Source organism: Candidatus Omnitrophota bacterium (assembly GCA_040755155.1).
Taxonomy (GTDB): domain Bacteria; phylum Hinthialibacterota; class Hinthialibacteria; order Hinthialibacterales; family Hinthialibacteraceae; genus JBFMBP01.
On sequence record JBFMBP010000080.1, the window covers coordinates 1 to 17205 of the forward strand.

15 protein-coding genes are annotated in these 17205 nt (G+C 48.8%); 8 read left to right on the plus strand and 7 right to left on the minus strand.

What is annotated here, in order from left to right:
* The 5 genes from AB1656_10955 to AB1656_10975 all read left to right on the plus strand — a co-directional run.
* A partial coding sequence (locus AB1656_10955) for a sugar phosphate isomerase/epimerase (GenBank protein ID MEW6235896.1) occupies positions 1–826 on the plus strand: 826 nt, incomplete at its 5' end.
* A 79-nt stretch (positions 827–905) separates the two neighbouring features.
* Positions 906–2180, plus strand: a complete 1275-nt coding sequence (locus AB1656_10960; GenBank protein ID MEW6235897.1) for a Gfo/Idh/MocA family oxidoreductase — start codon at positions 906–908, stop codon at positions 2178–2180.
* 68 nt (positions 2181–2248) lie between these two features.
* Positions 2249–3889 carry an AAA family ATPase gene (locus tag AB1656_10965; protein MEW6235898.1) on the plus strand — a complete coding sequence of 547 codons (1641 nt, stop codon included), beginning with the start codon at positions 2249–2251 and terminating at the stop codon, positions 3887–3889.
* Entirely contained in the window at positions 3876–4820 is a 945-nt protein-coding gene (locus AB1656_10970) for a hypothetical protein (GenBank protein ID MEW6235899.1), read from the plus strand. Before AB1656_10965 ends, AB1656_10970 begins: the two co-directional genes overlap by 14 nt.
* A 43-nt stretch (positions 4821–4863) precedes the next feature.
* Positions 4864–6624 (plus strand): glycosyltransferase family 39 protein, encoded by a 1761-nt coding sequence (locus AB1656_10975; GenBank protein MEW6235900.1) that lies wholly within the window; start codon positions 4864–4866, stop codon positions 6622–6624.
* A 44-nt stretch (positions 6625–6668) separates the two neighbouring features.
* On the opposite strand, the gene AB1656_10980 is transcribed toward AB1656_10975, so the two are convergent.
* From AB1656_10980 to AB1656_11010, 7 genes are all read right to left on the minus strand, one after another.
* Entirely contained in the window at positions 6669–7001 is a 333-nt protein-coding gene (locus tag AB1656_10980; GenBank protein ID MEW6235901.1) for a helix-turn-helix transcriptional regulator, read from the minus strand.
* Positions 7002–7275: 274 nt separating this feature from the next.
* Positions 7276–8724, minus strand: a complete 1449-nt coding sequence (locus AB1656_10985) for a cytosine permease (GenBank protein MEW6235902.1) — start codon at positions 8722–8724, stop codon at positions 7276–7278.
* 348 nt (positions 8725–9072) lie between these two features.
* Positions 9073–10110, minus strand: coding sequence for a cyclic dehypoxanthinyl futalosine synthase (gene mqnC / locus AB1656_10990; GenBank protein MEW6235903.1), 1038 nt, complete (start codon positions 10108–10110; stop codon positions 9073–9075).
* Complete coding sequence (locus AB1656_10995; GenBank protein ID MEW6235904.1) at positions 10107–10574, minus strand: hypothetical protein; 468 nt, start codon at positions 10572–10574, stop codon at positions 10107–10109. The genes mqnC and AB1656_10995 overlap by 4 nt, the downstream gene beginning before the upstream one ends.
* 86 nt (positions 10575–10660) lie before the next feature.
* Entirely contained in the window at positions 10661–11185 is a 525-nt protein-coding gene (locus AB1656_11000) for a hypothetical protein (GenBank protein ID MEW6235905.1), read from the minus strand.
* Entirely contained in the window at positions 11163–11654 is a 492-nt protein-coding gene (locus AB1656_11005) for a hypothetical protein (GenBank protein MEW6235906.1), read from the minus strand. Before AB1656_11005 ends, AB1656_11000 begins: the two co-directional genes overlap by 23 nt.
* A 178-nt stretch (positions 11655–11832) precedes the next feature.
* Positions 11833–13296 (minus strand): undecaprenyl-phosphate glucose phosphotransferase, encoded by a 1464-nt coding sequence (locus AB1656_11010; protein ID MEW6235907.1) that lies wholly within the window; start codon positions 13294–13296, stop codon positions 11833–11835.
* An 882-nt stretch (positions 13297–14178) separates the two neighbouring features.
* Here AB1656_11010 and AB1656_11015 point away from each other — a divergent pair.
* The 3 genes from AB1656_11015 (at position 14179) to AB1656_11025 (ending at position 16906) form a co-directional block, all read left to right on the plus strand.
* A complete protein-coding gene (locus tag AB1656_11015) occupies positions 14179–14775 on the plus strand; it encodes an RNA polymerase sigma factor (protein ID MEW6235908.1) in 597 nt (198 codons plus the stop codon).
* Between the two features lie 9 nt (positions 14776–14784).
* Positions 14785–15477 (plus strand): zf-HC2 domain-containing protein, encoded by a 693-nt coding sequence (locus AB1656_11020; GenBank protein ID MEW6235909.1) that lies wholly within the window; start codon positions 14785–14787, stop codon positions 15475–15477.
* Between the two features lie 184 nt (positions 15478–15661).
* The gene (locus tag AB1656_11025) at positions 15662–16906 is read left to right on the plus strand and encodes a DUF4097 family beta strand repeat-containing protein (GenBank protein ID MEW6235910.1); all 1245 of its coding nucleotides are present in this window, start codon (positions 15662–15664) and stop codon (positions 16904–16906) included.
* Positions 16907–17205: the final 299 nt, after the last annotated feature.

The window sequence follows — 17205 nt, forward strand, 5'->3', positions numbered from 1 at the left end:
GGGCAATCTATACGCGGGAGTCAATATGGAATTCGTGCGCAGCGCGGATAAATCCTTCGAGGCGGGCGTGAAGATCGCCGCCGAGCTGGGCTATGAGTACATCGAACCGATGGTGCATAACGGGCGCGAACTGCTGAGCGAGGCGGGATATTTTCATTCCTTCAGCATGGACGAAGATCCTTTGTGGATGAAGGAGATTTGCGACCGCAACGGCGTCAAGATTTCGGGGCTTTCGGGGCATTGCCCCCTGATGCGTCCTGAAATCAGCGTTCCCTATCTGCAGCGCGCCATCCGTTTCGCTTCCGACCTGGGAACGCCCATCGTCAACACCGACGAGGGCGTAAAGCCGGATTGGATGACGGACGAGCAGGCGTTCAACGTCATGGAATACACCCTGACCCAGGTCATGAAGACGGCGGAACGCTATGGGATTTATGTCGGCATTGAGGATCACCAGATTTACACAAAAGTTCCGGAAGGGCTGCTGCGCATCGCCAACCTGGTGGATTCGCCCTATCTGCAAATCAACTACGACAGCGGCAACGCCTACATGGCGGGAACCGATCCCTACGAAATGCTGGATAAGGTGCTCGACCGCGTCTATCACGTGCACGCCAAAGACATCGGCGGCGTGCAGTTGGAAGAGCGGGGCAAAGTAACCGGCGTTCCCGTCGGCGTGGCCTGCGGCGAGGGCGTCATCGATTGGAAGAAAATTTGCGCCAAGTTGAAGACGCTGCCGCGCAACATTGTTCTGTCCGTAGAGTGCGGCACCATCGAGCAGGCGAAGAAAAGCTTGGAACATTTGAATGAAATCATTAAATCGTAGGGTGGGCTAAAAGCGAAGCGTAGCCCACCATCGGGAATTTAAGAAAATCAATATCTGTGCATAACAAAGGGAGAAAATTATGTCAAGCGAAAAGAAAACCAATCGGAGAGATTTTTTGAAAACGGGAGCGGCGGCGGGAACGCTGGCCGCTGGATGGACCGCCGCCAGCGCGCAGCGCGTCATGGGAGCGAACGATTCGATCCGCATCGGCATCATCGGCTGCGGCGGGCGCGGCGCCCATCACATGGGCTGGATTCATCGCGCCTCGCAGGAGGTTCCCGCCAAGATCGTCGCCGTGTGCGACGTGTGGGATCAGCAGGTGGAGCGGGCGGCCGCTTTCGTTCAGGAGCGCTTCGGCGGCGAACAGGCGCGCTACCGCGATCACCGCAAACTTTTGGAGAGCCGCGACATTGACGCCGTACTCATCGCCACGCCTGACCATCTGCATTGCCCTCATTTAATGGACGCCGTGCGGGCGGGCAAGGACGCCTATGTCGAGAAGCCTATCGCCATCGATCTCGACGTGTTGAACCAAACCTGCGACGTGGTGAAGGCGTCCGGCCAGATCGTACAGCACGGCACCCAAGGACGCAGCAGCAAAGGCGCCGCCGCCACGCGGGCCTTCATTCAATCGGGACAGTTGGGAAAGATTCTGCGGGTGGAAGAGAGCCGCAGCCATTACAATCCCTATTGGAACAACTATAAAGGGCCGGAAAGCGAAGATCATACCCGTTGGCCCGCCTTTTTGGACAACCGGCCCTACCGCCCCTTCAACTCGGATCAGCATGGAGCGTGGATGGGTTATCTCGATTTCTCCAACGGCACCGTCGGTGGCTGGATGAGCCACTTCAGCGATTTTCTCCACTACTGCACCGGCTGCGGCTTTCCGCGCTTCGCCACGGGACACGGCGGCGTCTATTCGCCGACCTCCAAAGAAGGCCGCACCTGCCCCGACACGATTACGGTCATCTTGGATTACGAGGAAGGATTTACGACTTCGTACACGACTCACTTCGGCAACGCCGCCAACGACTACACCCTCATCTTCGGTACCAAGGGAACCATGCGCATCGATATGCCCGACGGCAACGATAAAAACGGCATCAATCCCCGCGTTTCCGGCGAAGGCAGCGAACACCCGGAGAAAGTCAAGGAAGGAACGATCCTAGAAGAGATCAAGCAGGACGATCACATGGTCAACTGGCTGAAATCCATGCGCGACTGCAAGCAGCCCAACGCGGATATGGACAAAGGCTACATGCAAGGCGTAGCGGTGATTTTAGGCGACATGGCCTGCGTCAAACGCCGCATGATGACGTTCGATCCAGTGAACCGCGAGATACGGCCTGCGTGAAGTTTTGCGAACCAGGGCGGGCTTGGCGGGAAAGCCCGCCCTGGACAGATAAAAAGGAACTAAATAATATGTCCATCTATTACGGTTTCGATAGATTTGCCTTTAAAGAAATTGTAAATGAAATCATTAATGAGTACGAAGTTGGGAATTTTAAATCAATTTCCCAAAAGGCTAATATTCCGCTTAAGCCGATTACCTTAATCTTTGGTCCTAATTCATCTGGCAAATCGGCGATCATTCAATCCCTATTGATGTTGAAACAAACGCTGACTGAATCTACAAGTAAGCAAATCGTTCTTCTCAGTAACGGCTCATTAGTGGATTTAGGTGCCTATTCAGATTTTATTTCCAACAATGATAAGACAAAACATCTAAAATTTTCTGTTGTCTTTAAATTTCCCAAAGATAAGGAATCTAATAATTTTATTCCTGGATCCACTTGTGATAATTATTCTCAATTTCAGGATAGAGAACTTCCTGAAAAATATGAATTTCTCGAAACACTAATAAATAATTTTACCCATTTTAAATTATCTATTGATATCTGCCAAGATCAATCAGATTCTAAAATCAATATCAGCGAGATAAGGATTTATCTTGGTGAAAGCGAAGAATCTTTTGGAATATTTGAGCCGCAAGAAAATGGATATATACAAGATCAGTTATATGGTTTGACATACAAAAATATACATCCTTTTTATGAACTATTTTTTGATAGAATAAGAGCATCGGAAGATGTATTTAAAGATTTGCTTGAAAAATTGCATATCAAAGAACGGGAATTCGATAATACATACGAGAAAAAATGTGCTCTTGGTTTTATCCTTTCTTGTTTGTTTTTTTTACAAGAACCAGAATATTGTCCTGGACCAAACAATCGTATTAACCATTTTCTTCCCGAGGATGCTATTGTTGAACGAACTGAATATGCTGAGGCAATCCATCCTACATCCATTCTTGCCGGTTCAGCCGGTCTTTGCTTTGAATTGTTTCTAAAAAATCTCGTTTATTTAGGGCCGTTTCGGCAACTGCCGGAAAGGTATTATCGAGTATCCGGAGATATGCCTGTTAATGTTGGCAGAAGCGGCGAATGGATGCCGCAGATTTTGTATCATGATCCAGAAAAATTAGCCAACTTAAACGCCGCGATGAAGCGATTCGAGATTCCTTATGAATTGAAGGTATCCCGTTTAAAATATGTCGACTCACAAGGCAATGAGGAGACGTGCATCAAGCAATCGGATATTTTCGCTCTTAGAATGCTAAATAAACGCAATGGCGTTGAAGCAAGTATCAGGGACGTGGGATTTGGCTATAGTCAATTGCTGCCCATTATCATGCAATCCATACTTAGCCAAAAGGAATTTATCATCATCGAGCAGCCGGAGTTGCATCTTCATCCCGCTATGCAAGTGGAACTGGGCGATTTGTTCATCAATTCGGCGCTGGGCGAGAATAAGAATAAATTTCTCATCGAAACCCATAGCGAGCATTTGATTCTTCGGTTATTGCGAAGAATACGAGAAACCACGGCGGGCGAATTGCCGGAGAATGTATCCCCTATTCATCCCGAAGATATCGCCGTTTTATATGTAGAGCCGGGAGAAGATGGCAGCGTCGTAAAAGAAATGAAAGTAGATAAAAACGGCGAATTTATCGACTGGTGGCCAGCAGGTTTTTTCACGGAGCGCGCCGATGAATTGTTCTGAAAAACTTTGGAAGGAATACGCAATCGAACCCGAAGTTCTTGATAACTGGTGCAACATTCGAATTTTTCTTTTTCATTTAGGATTTGAAAATGGGAGAATATTGATTAACTTTCCCTCGGAAGGATCTACGATGAAATGGTCTACGAGAGTTAAAGAATGTGCAAAAAAGAATGTTAAACAGGTTGAATATCACAGATGTGTTGAAAAGTTGAATCGACTTTGCGTACCATCGAATAGACATTATCAAGATGAAATCTCATGGATCGATAACGCAATAATTGAAAACAAAAAGAATCAATTTTATGCTGTCATCCATAATTCGGATCGAAATTTTGAAGAAGATAATTTCTATCTTTCTCAAGATATCTATGAAGACCATCCGGTTTGGAAAATCGATAAGACAATGAGAATTCAGAAAAATTCTGAAACAATAGCCAGAATAGCTGAGCCGCTTTTCAAACATGCAAATAAAATAAAATTTATTGATCCTTACTTTGATCCGGGTAAAACATGGTACAAAGATGCGTTTAACACATATTTGAAAACTGTGTATCAATTTCAGAATCCATATCCAAAAGTAGAAATACACTGCAAGTATTATTTAAAAGATAAAGATGGAAATATATACGATAGTAACAAATGGAAAGATGTCTGCCAAAAAATTGATGAGAATATACCAAAAGGAGAAAAGATTGATATTGTACGATGGAGACGTTTAAAAGAAGGAGATAAACCTCACGCAAGATATATTTTATCAATTCGGGGGGGTATGGGAATCGAATATGGATTAGATGATGGGCAAAAAGGCAATAAAACGGATATATATTTACTTAACGATAAAATGGTGAGTCAAATATGGAATAACTATTATATATACGAATCCGCGAGCAGCGATAAATACGATTTTTTAAGTTTAGGCAAAGAGAAATAAGCAGCGGGCTACGTCTCGCTTTGAGCCTGCCCTACGCAACTTCATGAATAAAATTCTCTCCCTCTTGTTTAGGCCGAAATTCGCTCTTTGTTTATTGCTGGCGCTTCACGGCTCTTTGATGGCGTCTTTTTACGAACCGGCTTGCGCGGGGGCGGACGCTAACGGTTATTTGGCGCAGGCTCAGTATATCGTCAATCTCGGCAGCTCCGCCTATCGCGCCGAGTCTTCCTTGCAATTTTCCGGGCCGCACTGGCGAACGCTCGGCGACGGCAGGATCATAAGCCGCTACCCGCCGGGGCTTCCCTTGCTGCTGTCGCCTCTCTATTGGTTGGGCGGGCCGCCGTGGATGCTCGCGTTCAACCCTTTGCTTACGACGTTGACGTTGGCGGGATTGTTTGCCTTGGTCAGACTGTGGGCGGACGAATTATGGGCGGTTTTGGCGGTTGCGGTTATGGCCGTTAATCCGGTGGCCAATGTCTGGACGTTTCAAAGCGATGCGCATCCGGCCATCGCTTTTTTCCTGGTTTGGGGTTTGTTCTTTTTGGCGCTATGGTCGAAGAGCGATAAGCCCGGCTGGATTTTTCTGGTGGGTTTGCTGTTGGGGATGATTCCCGCGCTGCATTACGCCGAGGCCGTCTTCGCCCCTGCCATCGCTCTATTTGTTTTGATGCATTGGAAGAACGAGCGCCGATTTTACGCGGCGTTTTTGTTAGCTATTTTGGGAGCCTTGATCCCGGCTGCGTTGATGGGATGGCATAATTGCCTGGTTTTCGGTTCGGTTTTGATAACGGGCTACGAATCGTCGGGAAATTTCTCGTTATTTGGGTGGAAATATTTTTTCCAGAAAGCGCTTTACTATCCTCTTCTCGCCACATTCGCGGGATTGGGGCCTTTCTTTCCGCTTGGGCTTTGGGGCATGTTTCAGATGGCGCGGTCCAGCGAAGCGAGAAAGGAAGGGATATTGCTGCTTGGCCTGGCTCTGCCTCTGATGATTCTTTACATGGCTTATTTCTTTCCCGATCCGTCGCTGCGCTTCCTGATGCCGACGTTTTACCTTTATGCAGCGGCGGCGGCGCGGCTGGGCATGCAATACTCTACCCGCCAGTGGAAATATGGAAAGAAAATCGTCATCGCGCTGATGGTATTGAATACGATCGCCGGCTTGGCCATGACCATCTTGTTTTTACTGCCGCAAAAGCATATGCATAAACAACTAGCCAACATTACAAGCGCCATCGAAGAACGCGTCGAAGCGGATGCGATCGTCATCGCGCCGATGATCGTCAATCAATATTTGGAATCGTTCGGAAAATGGAAATTGGCCGAGGAAAGTTATTTCACGGGAAAATCTCCCATACCGGAAGCGCCGCCGAGCGGCGAACAAGGACCGGGGCCGGGTCTCGATCTCGAAGCTATGCACAGCCTTTTTTCGTTCGATGAAAAAGCGAAAAATATGGAGCATTATCGAAACGAATCGGGAAAGGGATTGTCGGAAGTCTTGTTGCGCGATTTGGATCGATGGGCGGCTAACAAGCATTCCATTTATTGGATCGGCGATAAGGATGCGATCCTGGCGCTCATTCCTGAAAACGATCGCGCCAACATCGTCTGCGAAATCGATATAGGAATCCATCCTCCTCCCGGCGCGCCGAGAAGGGAGCCGAGAGAAGCGCGTGGCGCCGATCCACAGAGAAGGAGAGACCGGGGACCGGGAATGGTCGGGCCTTTAGGAATGCTGCCGGGAATGGCGGGCGGCGGCCAAGCGGCGATCGTGAAGTGGGAGAGAAGCCAATCCGGCGAATAGCGGAATTGCAAAAATTGCTCTAAACAGGCGGTTTTAATCCTTCTCTAATCTCCGTACGCATGCGATGGAAGTTGGTTGGTTATCGTCCTCGGCTGGATGGCGAGTTCCACTTCCAATTCCCTGTCTAGAGAAAGGAGTATGCGAATAAGACGATCCAATGTAAAGCGCCCGAAATCCGCATTGCGGATGCGGGAGAAATCCGCCGCCGCGAAACCCGTACGCCGCGCGGCTTCGCGCGTGGATAATTTTTTATCTTCCAGAATACGAATAATCTGGGCGGCAACAACGCTTTTCGCTTGCCGTATGTCGGCGTCAGGATAGTTAAAATCCCGCCATACATTTCCGCTGCCGCGCACTATTTCCAAGTCATCGCTCATCTTAAGGCCTCCTGCAACCGCTTAAGGGGTAGAGTGAAATGAGTTATACCAACTCTTATTAAGAATGTGACATAAAGTTCCCTCGCCCTCTGGGAGAGGGTTAGGGTGAGGGGATTATAAGTCTAATAATATCAACCCTCACCCAACCTCTCCCCATCTTGGGAGAGGAATTTTTAAAACAACGATCTCAATGCAGGTCAGTATTACTATAAAAACCAGGGGCGCGAGATATCCCTCGCCCCTGACGATTTTATTCGATCCCATCGATCGGTATTTATTTTTCCTGATTCATCGAAATCGCTTCGGGTTGTAATCCCGATAAAGCTAAAAATAAGTAAACAATGAAACCGACGATGTAGGAGTAAAGTGCAGCAGGAGCAATAGTACCCATAATAGGTATAGACAACATAATTGGTGGAATACCAAGCACAAGCATACTTCCCGCTGGTAAACTTGGTATAATGCCTACGATGAATCCGACAATAACGGCTATATAACCTGCTAGATTGATTCCCTTTCTGGGGCCGGGCCAAATGCCGCCACAGAGGATGTAGTCCGCCGTCATAGCGCCGCAAACGGGTCCGAAGCAGGCGCCGATCAGGCCGAAGAACGCTCCCAATTGTCCCGCCGCGCCGGTTACGGCGAGGATGATGCCGATGGTCGCTCCGCCCATGGTCCAGGCCGCGCGCGAGACGCTGGGGATCATGGTGGAGAAGCTGTTGGCGATGATGAAGGAGCAGAAACACGCCGGCGCCATAGAGGCGATGGCGAAGAGAAGGAACATAAGGCGTCCGCCCGCGAGGCTGCCGATGGCTTGGCTGAAAGTCCAAGCGTTTTCGGTGGCATAAGCCATATCGGGCGTCAACGCCATCAAACCGGCGATGGTGAGAATGGGAAGCACGCCGCAGAAGATAATGGCGCCAGCAATGCCGACGAGGCCGCCCATGAAAACATCTTTTTTATTACGATTATTCATGCCGAAATCGGCTCCGGCGGCGCCCGCCGTGGCGGTGAAGCCGATAACCAACTGGATCATCATTAGAATGCCCAGCATGAATGTGGGATTTTCCACTCCCTTTTTGGCGTCAGCGGCGATCTTGGAATAATCGATGCTGGAAAGATCGAACTGCGAGATGCCTTTCGCGCCGCAGAACAAGGCGTAAAGCAGCATGAGCGTAGGTACGATGGGGAAATAGGTCGATATTTTCGCGACGTACTGAATCCCTTTCAAGCCGATGATGGCGAAAGCGTAGCCCCAAACGATGCCTGCGATGATGAATGTGATCGTCTTGGGACCAGGAGCCGCCGCCGCGCCGTAAATGCAGTTCAGAATGAATTGCGTGGCGAAGTAGGTGCCGACGCTGTACCAACCAACTTGGAGAACTCCCATAAAAAGGCCGGGCAGAAAATAGCCGCCCTTATCGCCGAAGGTGGAGGAGCCGATGATGTACAACGGATAGCCGGTTTTCATGCCCCAAAGAGCGGGCGCCAGGTAAAACAAGAGAAACGCCAAAAACGCCGCAACAACTAATCCGATGACCGCCGCCGTAATGCCGCCGACGTTCAACGTTCCGCCCGCCAACTGATCGTAGAAGGCGATCCATAAAAAAATCCCCGCGTAGGAAGGCGCCGTGTTAGTGTACCAAGGCGCCCTATTCTCTTGCGGATTCGGCTTGGCCGAACGCAAGTAATCCGGTAATGGATAATTGTTTGAATTGGCCATTGTTACTTCTTCTCCTTTCAGATTTCCTCATTGCCGCTCAGATGTATGAGCGCGTTCTCTCCCAAAAGTTCACGCATTTTCGCTGCGCCGGAATCCGGGGAATATCAGCGCTCGGCGCTGTCTCCTTCGGACTCGAGCGTAGTTTGGCTTAGCGGTTATAAGTCCCCGCTTCCGTCAAGCGTTGCGATTATACGATGGGGGAAAAGAGGTTTCAATGTATGGAGGAGAAAATCCAAAAATTTCGCGACAAACGTTACTCCTTCCCGGATAAAGAGTTAGAAACGTTTCTTCATTGATTTGATAGATGATTTAAATAATAATAAAAAAAGAATAGCGGACTAGAGGGAATTAGTTCAATATCTGGTAAAGCGTGTTGCGTTTGCGGGGGATGAATCCGGCGTCTTCGATGAGTTTGCGCAATTCGTTTTCGTTACTGCAATTGTGGACGCCGGTGGCGGCAACGACGTTTTCTTCCATCATCGCCCCGCCCATGTCGTTGGCGCCGAAAAATAAAGCCATTTGCCCCACCTGCTTACCCTGGGTGATAAACGAGGCTTGCAGGTTGGCGACATTGTCCAAATAGAGGCGGGAGATAGCTAAAGTTTTAAGGTAATCCACTGCGCCCGATTCGGAAACTTCTTCCATGCGGGTATGCCGTCCTTGGAAAGTCCAAGGAATGAAGGCGGTGAAGCCGCCGGTGCGATCTTGCAGCCGCCGGATATGCTCCAAGTGTTCGACGCGCTCTTCGATGGTTTCGATATGGCCGAACATCATGGTAGCAGTAGTGCGCATTCCCAGCTTGTGAGCTTCTTCATGCGCGGCGAGCCATTCGGCGGTCAGGCATTTGCCGCGCGTGATCGCTTTGCGCACGCGGTCGCTGAGTATTTCGGCCCCGCCGCCGGGAATGGAATTCAAACCCGCTTGCCGCAATTCCGAAAGGATGGCGGCGATCGGCGTTTTCGTAATTTTGGAAAAATGGACGATCTCCGGGGCGGAAAAGGCGTGCAGATCCACATCGAAGCGCTTTTTGATTTCACGCAGCATTTCGCAATAAAAAGAGAGGGGCAATTTAGGATGCAATCCTCCTTGCAATAAAACCTGAGTTCCTCCAACGCGGACCAGTTCGCCGATTTTCTGATACATCTCGTCCATAGTCAGAACATAGCCTTCCTCGTCCTTGATCGGACGGGCGAAGGCGCAGAAATCGCAATGGGCGGCGCAGATGTTGGTGTAATTGATATTGCGGTCGACGACGTAGGTTACGGCGTCGGGAGGCGCGAGCTGCAAGCGCATTCGATGCGCCCGTTCGCCGAGCTGCAGCCAGTCGTCGGAACGGAAGAGTTCAATCGCCTCTTCGAAAGCGAGGCGCCGATTGGCTTCCGTCATGATTTCTCCTTGCGCTTCGTTTGAATGTCCGCTTGGATGCCGGTGGTAATCTTCTGGAGAACCTCGATCGTCTCGAGTTTTTCTTCTTTAAAGACGGAATCCTGAAAAGCCATCAGGACGCTAACCATAGCGTCATCCCATTTACCCTGCCTGGCGAAATAGGGCGCAGCGGCGAGATTGGCCTCGCGGTTCCAGGGCTGCACTTTCAGCAGTTCGAGCGACCAATGAATATATTCTTCCTCGTTTTCTTGCCTATGGGAGGTTTTCATCAGACCAAGGAGCGCATCGGCATCGAATGGATTGCGATGGTAGAGGGCGAGATAAAGGGCGGAAGCTTCGGCCAATTCTTGCTTTTGCATACAAGCGTCCGCTTGGGAGAGAAGGGCGTCCCGGCTCTCTTCGCAGCCGCTCCAAAAGAGGGCGGCGAAGAGGAATAATCTTGTCGGTTTCATGGGATTTTGCATGATGAAACGCCTAGGCGCAAATCTTTTAGTATTGTTGAAAAACCTTGCTGGGACGATTAAGTTTACTTGAATAATTAAACGACAGGCTACATCGCACTTTCTAAATCCATTATTATTTTTTTAAGAATTTCATAAGCTCCTAGTGGAGATATATTCGAGGGAGCGTTTTTGTTTGGATTCTTATGCGCAATCCAGTCCCTATACTTTTTAACTTGCTTCGCGTTGCCTATTAAATCCGGATCGACAACCGTTTTAAAAATATTGAGAATGTCGTCGCTTTTCCAGTATTCCATTTCGCTTTCGATTTTTCGATGAACTTGCAGGCTGAAATTCGTTGCTGCTCCTAGCAGCAGCCTATTGCCCTCCTTCTGCAAATAATCAAGAAGTTTTCTTTCAAAAACCGCCCACAAGGAAACGATCACGTGATCGTCTGCAAACGTGCGGCTTTCATATATCCTATCTTCAGCTTCTTCCTTTTCCCATTCGGCGAATTTTGTTTTTTCCTTCAAACTAATATTTTCATTTTCTAATACTCGCTCGGCTATTTTTAAACAATCGATAGTCGTCTTATACGATCTCCAAATCGGATCAAGAACGTTTTTCGATGACATAATCGGAAACTCCCTCCAAAAGATCGAAAAACAGTTCTTTATCTACGAAGTGCGCTCTGCCGAGCAAGGCATCTCCAATATAATACCAACCTTTCTTGTCGATCCCCTTAAAGAGCGACACCCTTGAAGTTTCCGTTCGTCCGTCATTCGTTATCGAAGTCGTAAGCGATAGTCCGCCTGCTTCTTCATAGAAGATTATCGCTTTGTCATATCTTCCATTCAAATCGACTCTTCCATCGGCGCTTACGACGAAAGCCGCCACGGGAACCAGCTCGGCGATTTTCTTTCCAGAGGCGTCTTCGATCAATAGTTTTTGAATAGTATACGCCCCGGAGGCTTCTTCGTTAATTTGTATTTCTTCGCGACGGGTTTTCAATGGCGAGGGGGAGAGCCATGATTCGATATCAGTAAATAAGTTCTCTACCGCCTTACGGAATGATTCAACTTGATCCTCTGCTTTCTCGTACATGATATAACCTCTCGAGATAGATTTTCTCCGGTAATAATAACTCTACGCTCGGAGATTTACTCTGTTCTTGAAAGAAAATATTAAATATCATTTTCCACTCTTCGATTTTATCGTATCTCGAATCGACAAAAAGAACGATAGGCGGATGTTCGCGTAACGCCTACGCCGCTGCGAAGTCTCAATAAGCGTTTTTGAAGGAGGTGAGGGTTTTCAGGATGATCTTCAGATCCAGCATGAGGGACCAATTCTCTACGTAATAGAGATCGTAGCGGGTGCGTTCCATGACGGAGGTGTCGCCGCGCCATCCGTTTACCTGCGCCCAGCCGGTGAGACCGGTTTTGACCAGATGGCGGCGCATATAGTAGGGAATCTCTTCCTTGAATTTGTTGACGAAATAGGGCCGTTCGGGACGGGGGCCGACGAGACTCATATCCCCGCGAAGAACGTTAATGAATTGGGGCAATTCGTCAATATTGTACTTGCGGATGAAGCGTCCGATCTTGGTGGTGCGGGGATCTTTCGCCGTAGCCCATTTGGGGCCGGTGTTGCGTTCGGCGTGATCGATCATGGAGCGGAATTTATACATGTTGAAGGTGCGCCCGTCGTTGCCTACGCGTTCTTGGACAAAGAAAATCGAACCTTTGGAATCGAGTCGGATGAGAATGGCGATGATCGCCATCAACGGCGCCGAAACGACCAACGCCACGCTGGAGATGATGATGTCGATCAGGCGCTTGGCCAACCAGCCGGTGTTGTTGAACGCTAACGGCGTTTCGCCGAAAGGAATAGTGGGCATCGCCTTGATTTCCTGAAAATCGATGAATTGGCATAGGTGATCGTAGAGTTCGGGAATCACGCGGTAAGGCGCGTTATGGACGGTGCATATTTTCATGATTTGGAGAACGGATTGAGGATCGTCGGGAGACATGGCGATTACGATATTGTCCACCGATTCTTTACGCAGAATCTTTGCTAATTGTTTTTTGGAACCAAGACAGGGAATGAGGGCTTGGCTGCGATCCGGTTCGTCTTCCGTGGAGACGTAGCCGAGAACCTGGAATTGCGATCCGTGATGTTCCTGCAATTTTTGGTTGATTTCCTGGCAACGCCATTGCGGTCCGACAAGAATGGTTTTAAAGAAGATAATGCCTTTTCTTATCATGAAAAATTGCAGCCGCTTTAGGAGATCGTGCGCGATTACGATTCCCACGCATGTAATAGGAATGGCGAGGGCCACGGTGAGGCGCGAATAGGAAATGCCCCGGTAATTGAAGAGTATGGCCATGATAAAAATGTACGTAACCAGAATAGCGAGCAATAGCGCTCCCGCCTGAACGTTGCGATCCAATCCCACTCGCCGTTCGTAGAATCCGAAATGAGCGAAGATGAGAACGGATAAGAGGGCGATGATGACGGCTAGGAGCAGATAGGAAGCGAATTCCGGTATATAAGGAGGGGATGGAGGCGGAACCAATAAGAAAATCCCCGTATAGAACCGGATGAAATAAGCCGATATAAAGGCGGAAACAAATACGCACAAATCGGCAGCAATAAGAAGGATGAGCGGAATTATATACTTGTCTTTTATGAACATCCCCGATCCGATCAGGTTTGTTTTTTTGAGCGTCGATATCCCATTCATTTCCGTAAAATGTTTTTTCCCCTCAACTCGCATTTCGTTTCGGACATTATATCGGAAATCACTGCTACGCTATCGCCAATTCAGGTAAAAATAAAGATGGATTCCCTAAAAAAAATTAAATCCAGAAAACCGAGTATGAGAAAAATCTTCCCATTCCGGAATGAAAATAATATATCAGAAACCAAGAACTTGTCAATGATAAAACAACAAAATTCAAAGAGTTAGCAATTTGGCGTCTTAAAAAGGAATCCAAAGCGGCTTTTGGGGGGAACGCGGGGAAGATTTTAATAAAATTTCGGGGCACTCCCAGGCTTCCGATGCTCCTCTATTAATATCGGAAAGGCCAATCAAGTACCCCGAAACTTTGCGTCATAAAGAAAAAAAATCCCTCATTCTCCCTGCACGTCAAGAACCGCTGTCGTCGCCTCCTTCGCGGCAGTGATGGAATGCTTGTTTTTCCTTTAGCCGTTTTTTCAGGAGCGATTCATCAACCCTGAGCGGAAAAAAAGAGAAGAAGCGTAATCCCGTTTATTATAACATGCGAGACAATTTTCTATATCATAACTTTCGTCGCCGGAAAAGGTTCGTGAAGAATCCTTTTTAAAATAGCTGAGAATGAATTCGCTATTTTGGCGATATACGATAGATCCGTTGGATCGTCTAATCCAAGCATCGCCCTTTCCTAAATATAGTATAGCGAACCTTTGAAAAACGATCGAATTTTTTTGCGTCTCGGCGGCGAATTTGTTGGAAATCTATGGGCGAACCGGCGTAACTCCATATAGAATCAACCGTTGATTTTTTCTTTTATTCGGGTTTTTTTATGGAAATGCAACTTTTTCTCCTTCTCCCGCGAAAGACTTTTTGAAAGATGAATGTTAAATGATGATCGCCGCCGCCAAATTGCAGACATCCATAGAAATCGATGAGGATCGGGAAATCCTGCTCCGGACGGCCCAGGGCGATGATAGCGCTTTTGCATTACTGACGGAACGGTATTCCGGACGCGTTTACGGCTTTCTGAAACGGATGGTTTACTCTGCCGAAGACGCGGAAGATTTGACGCAAGAGACCTTTTGCGAGGCGCATAAAAATCGAAGAAAACTGCGGACGGACGTTAGCCCCTTGCCTTATCTGTTCACTATTGCCCGCCGCAAGGCCATCTCGCTGATTCGCTGGCGTAAGGTGCGGCGCATCGTCCTGCCGTTGATGGACGAGCATGAAGCGGCGGAGCCGGACGCTGGAGAGACGCCAAGAGACCGGATGCACGAAAAGCGGAAAGAAGAGATCGTGGAAAAAATCCTTGCGACGTTGAAGCCGGCGAAAAGGGGCGTTTTGATTCTGCGCTATTTCGAAGGATTGTCTTATCGCGAAATTTCTTCCGTCATAGGAAAGCCGGAAGCGACGGTCAAATCCATCGCCTATCGGGCGGAAGAGGAACTGCGGTCGAAATTATCCGATCTGCGGCTTTACGAATAGAGGCGAACTATGAGACCCGTATGCCATTCCATCCGAAAACAATTGTTATTCTTCGTCGAAACCCGTCTAGGAAAAACTGGCGTTCTGGAGGAAAAACAACAGCGCGAGATCGAAGCGCATACGGCGGAATGCGAAGCCTGCCGCCTGGAAGCGGAGCGCATAGCCGCTCATTTGAACTTCTTACAGACGCTGCTTCCTCCAACCGTTCCGGCGCTGTTGGCGGCGAAATGCCTGGCGGCGGCGGAAAGAACGTCCCGCAAGCCGTATCGCCGTTTCTCTCTGGTTACGGCGGGCGCGGCGGCGGCGATTTTGCTCGCCGTCTTTGCGGCGGGATTATGGATAGGCAATGGGATGAAGAACTATTCTCCCGCTCCCAACGCCTTCGCGTCGTTGGTCAAGGTTCAAAACGGCTTGCTCGATCAATTGGAAACGCTTCTGCGTAAAGAAGGCGACGCGGAATCGCAAGATTCCTTCGCCGCCTGGCAATACCCTATAGAACAGGTGAGATATTCGTCTCAAGTGATCGAAGCCTACTACAAGCAAAACCAGGGAAACCCCGTCGCCCAGCGCGGATTCTGCGAAGCCATCTATCAAAATATCCGTACGCTGGCCGGGCTGTGCGCTTCCTTGGAAAACGAGAAAGAATCCGCGCCGTCCGGCGCGGGTTTAGGAACGGCGAAAAAGAAAGACATCGAAATCTAACCGGATCCGGCGGCGTCTTCTTTTCTTTTTATATACCGCTTCCCCAGCGGAAAATAGCGGGGCTTTGTCGATGATTCCTCTCGTCCTTCTCCTCTCCCGGAGGGCGTAGAGATGCGATCGTGGAATGCGAAGTAATGAGGCGGGAGAACAATTCTTCACTCGATTATTAAATAGGAGGACGAACATGTTGAAAAATAAAATAATTCCAATCGTCATTGCGGCTTTTCTCTTCGGCTTGCCCTGCGGAATTTCCCCGTTGGCGGAAGAGGTTTCCACGGAATCGATCGGCGAAACGACCGATGAAATCAGCGAAGCCATAAACGCCCAAATGGCTCAAGTTCGAGAACAGACGAAACAAGTCAAGGAAAAGATGAAAGCGGTAAAGGGGCAAAAAGAGAACGTCAAAAAGGCGATGGAGAAGTTTATAGAGGAAATGAGGAAACACAAATTGGATTTCTCCGACATAGCCGAGAGCTTATCCAATATGGCGATAGAAATTCCCGAAATCGTTATGGAAATTCCTCCCATTCCTCCCATCCCGCCCATAAAAATGCCGAAAATGCCCTATGTGCCTCCTATAGGCGGCATTAACTCTTCTTTGAAGGATTTCAAAGGCGAAACCGTAGCGAAGAAATTCGATAAAACTTTCGAGACGAACGAAAAAACTCGTCTCATTGCGCATGGCCCCTTCGCTTCTCTCGTCATCGTCCCGGCGGAACCGGGTCAAAGCCTGCGCGCCGAAGTGGAATTAATCGCCGGGGCGCCGGATAAAGATGAAGCGCAGAAGCTGCTCGATGAAATGGAGGTTTCTTTCGAATCGAAAGACGATGAGCTGACGATAACGGCGCCGCCGATGAAAGACCATACCAAAGACGACAACCAAAGGATTAAGGCGTGCAAGGTTAAGTTATTCGCGCCGGCGTTGGCGTCGATTGAATTGAAGAATCAATTCGGCGACGTGCTGATCGAAAGCGTCTCGACGAATATCCAGTGCGAAAACGAATTCGGTTCTCTTGACGTGAAGAACGTACGGGGCGAGCTGGATTTAAAGAACAAATTCGGCTCCTTGATTGTCGTCAACCATATCGGCGACGGCAAATTGCGCTGCGAATTCGGCGGCCCCACCATCGACGGCTGGTCGGGCAAAATGGACTTGGACGTGCAATTCGGCCAATCGGACATCTCAGGCTTGACGAAGGAAGCGGAAATAAACGGGAAATTCTCCTTCGGCGCCGTGAATCTGAAACTGCCGACAGATTATGCGGGTGAAATTAAAGCGTCAGCCAGCATGGGTTCCATCAAAGCGCCGGAAGGATTGAAAGAGAAAAAAGAGATGATGTCGAATAGCGTATCCGGCGTCATCGGCGAAGGCAAAGGCCGCATCAACCTTAAATGCAGTTTCAGCGAGGTTACGATCGTGAAGGAATAGCCAACTTGCCTTATTATAAAAAAGAGGTTGGGTGGCAAGGGCAAAAGTTGTTTTTGCCCTTGATTAAAAAGAGATCATTGCCGAAGGGGCGCGGCTATCGCGCCCCTTCCTGTTTATCCCGGTTAAGCATCCGCGAATAACTGCTTAGTTGAACATCAGGTTTTCACTTTCATTCTTTTCATATATTCTTATAGATAGAGTCTGTTGCGGGAGGAATGACGAACGGACCGGATGCCGGAAAGGAGAAGAGGCCATGAGACGGCTATGCGGATTCACCTTGATCGAACTTCTGGTCGTGG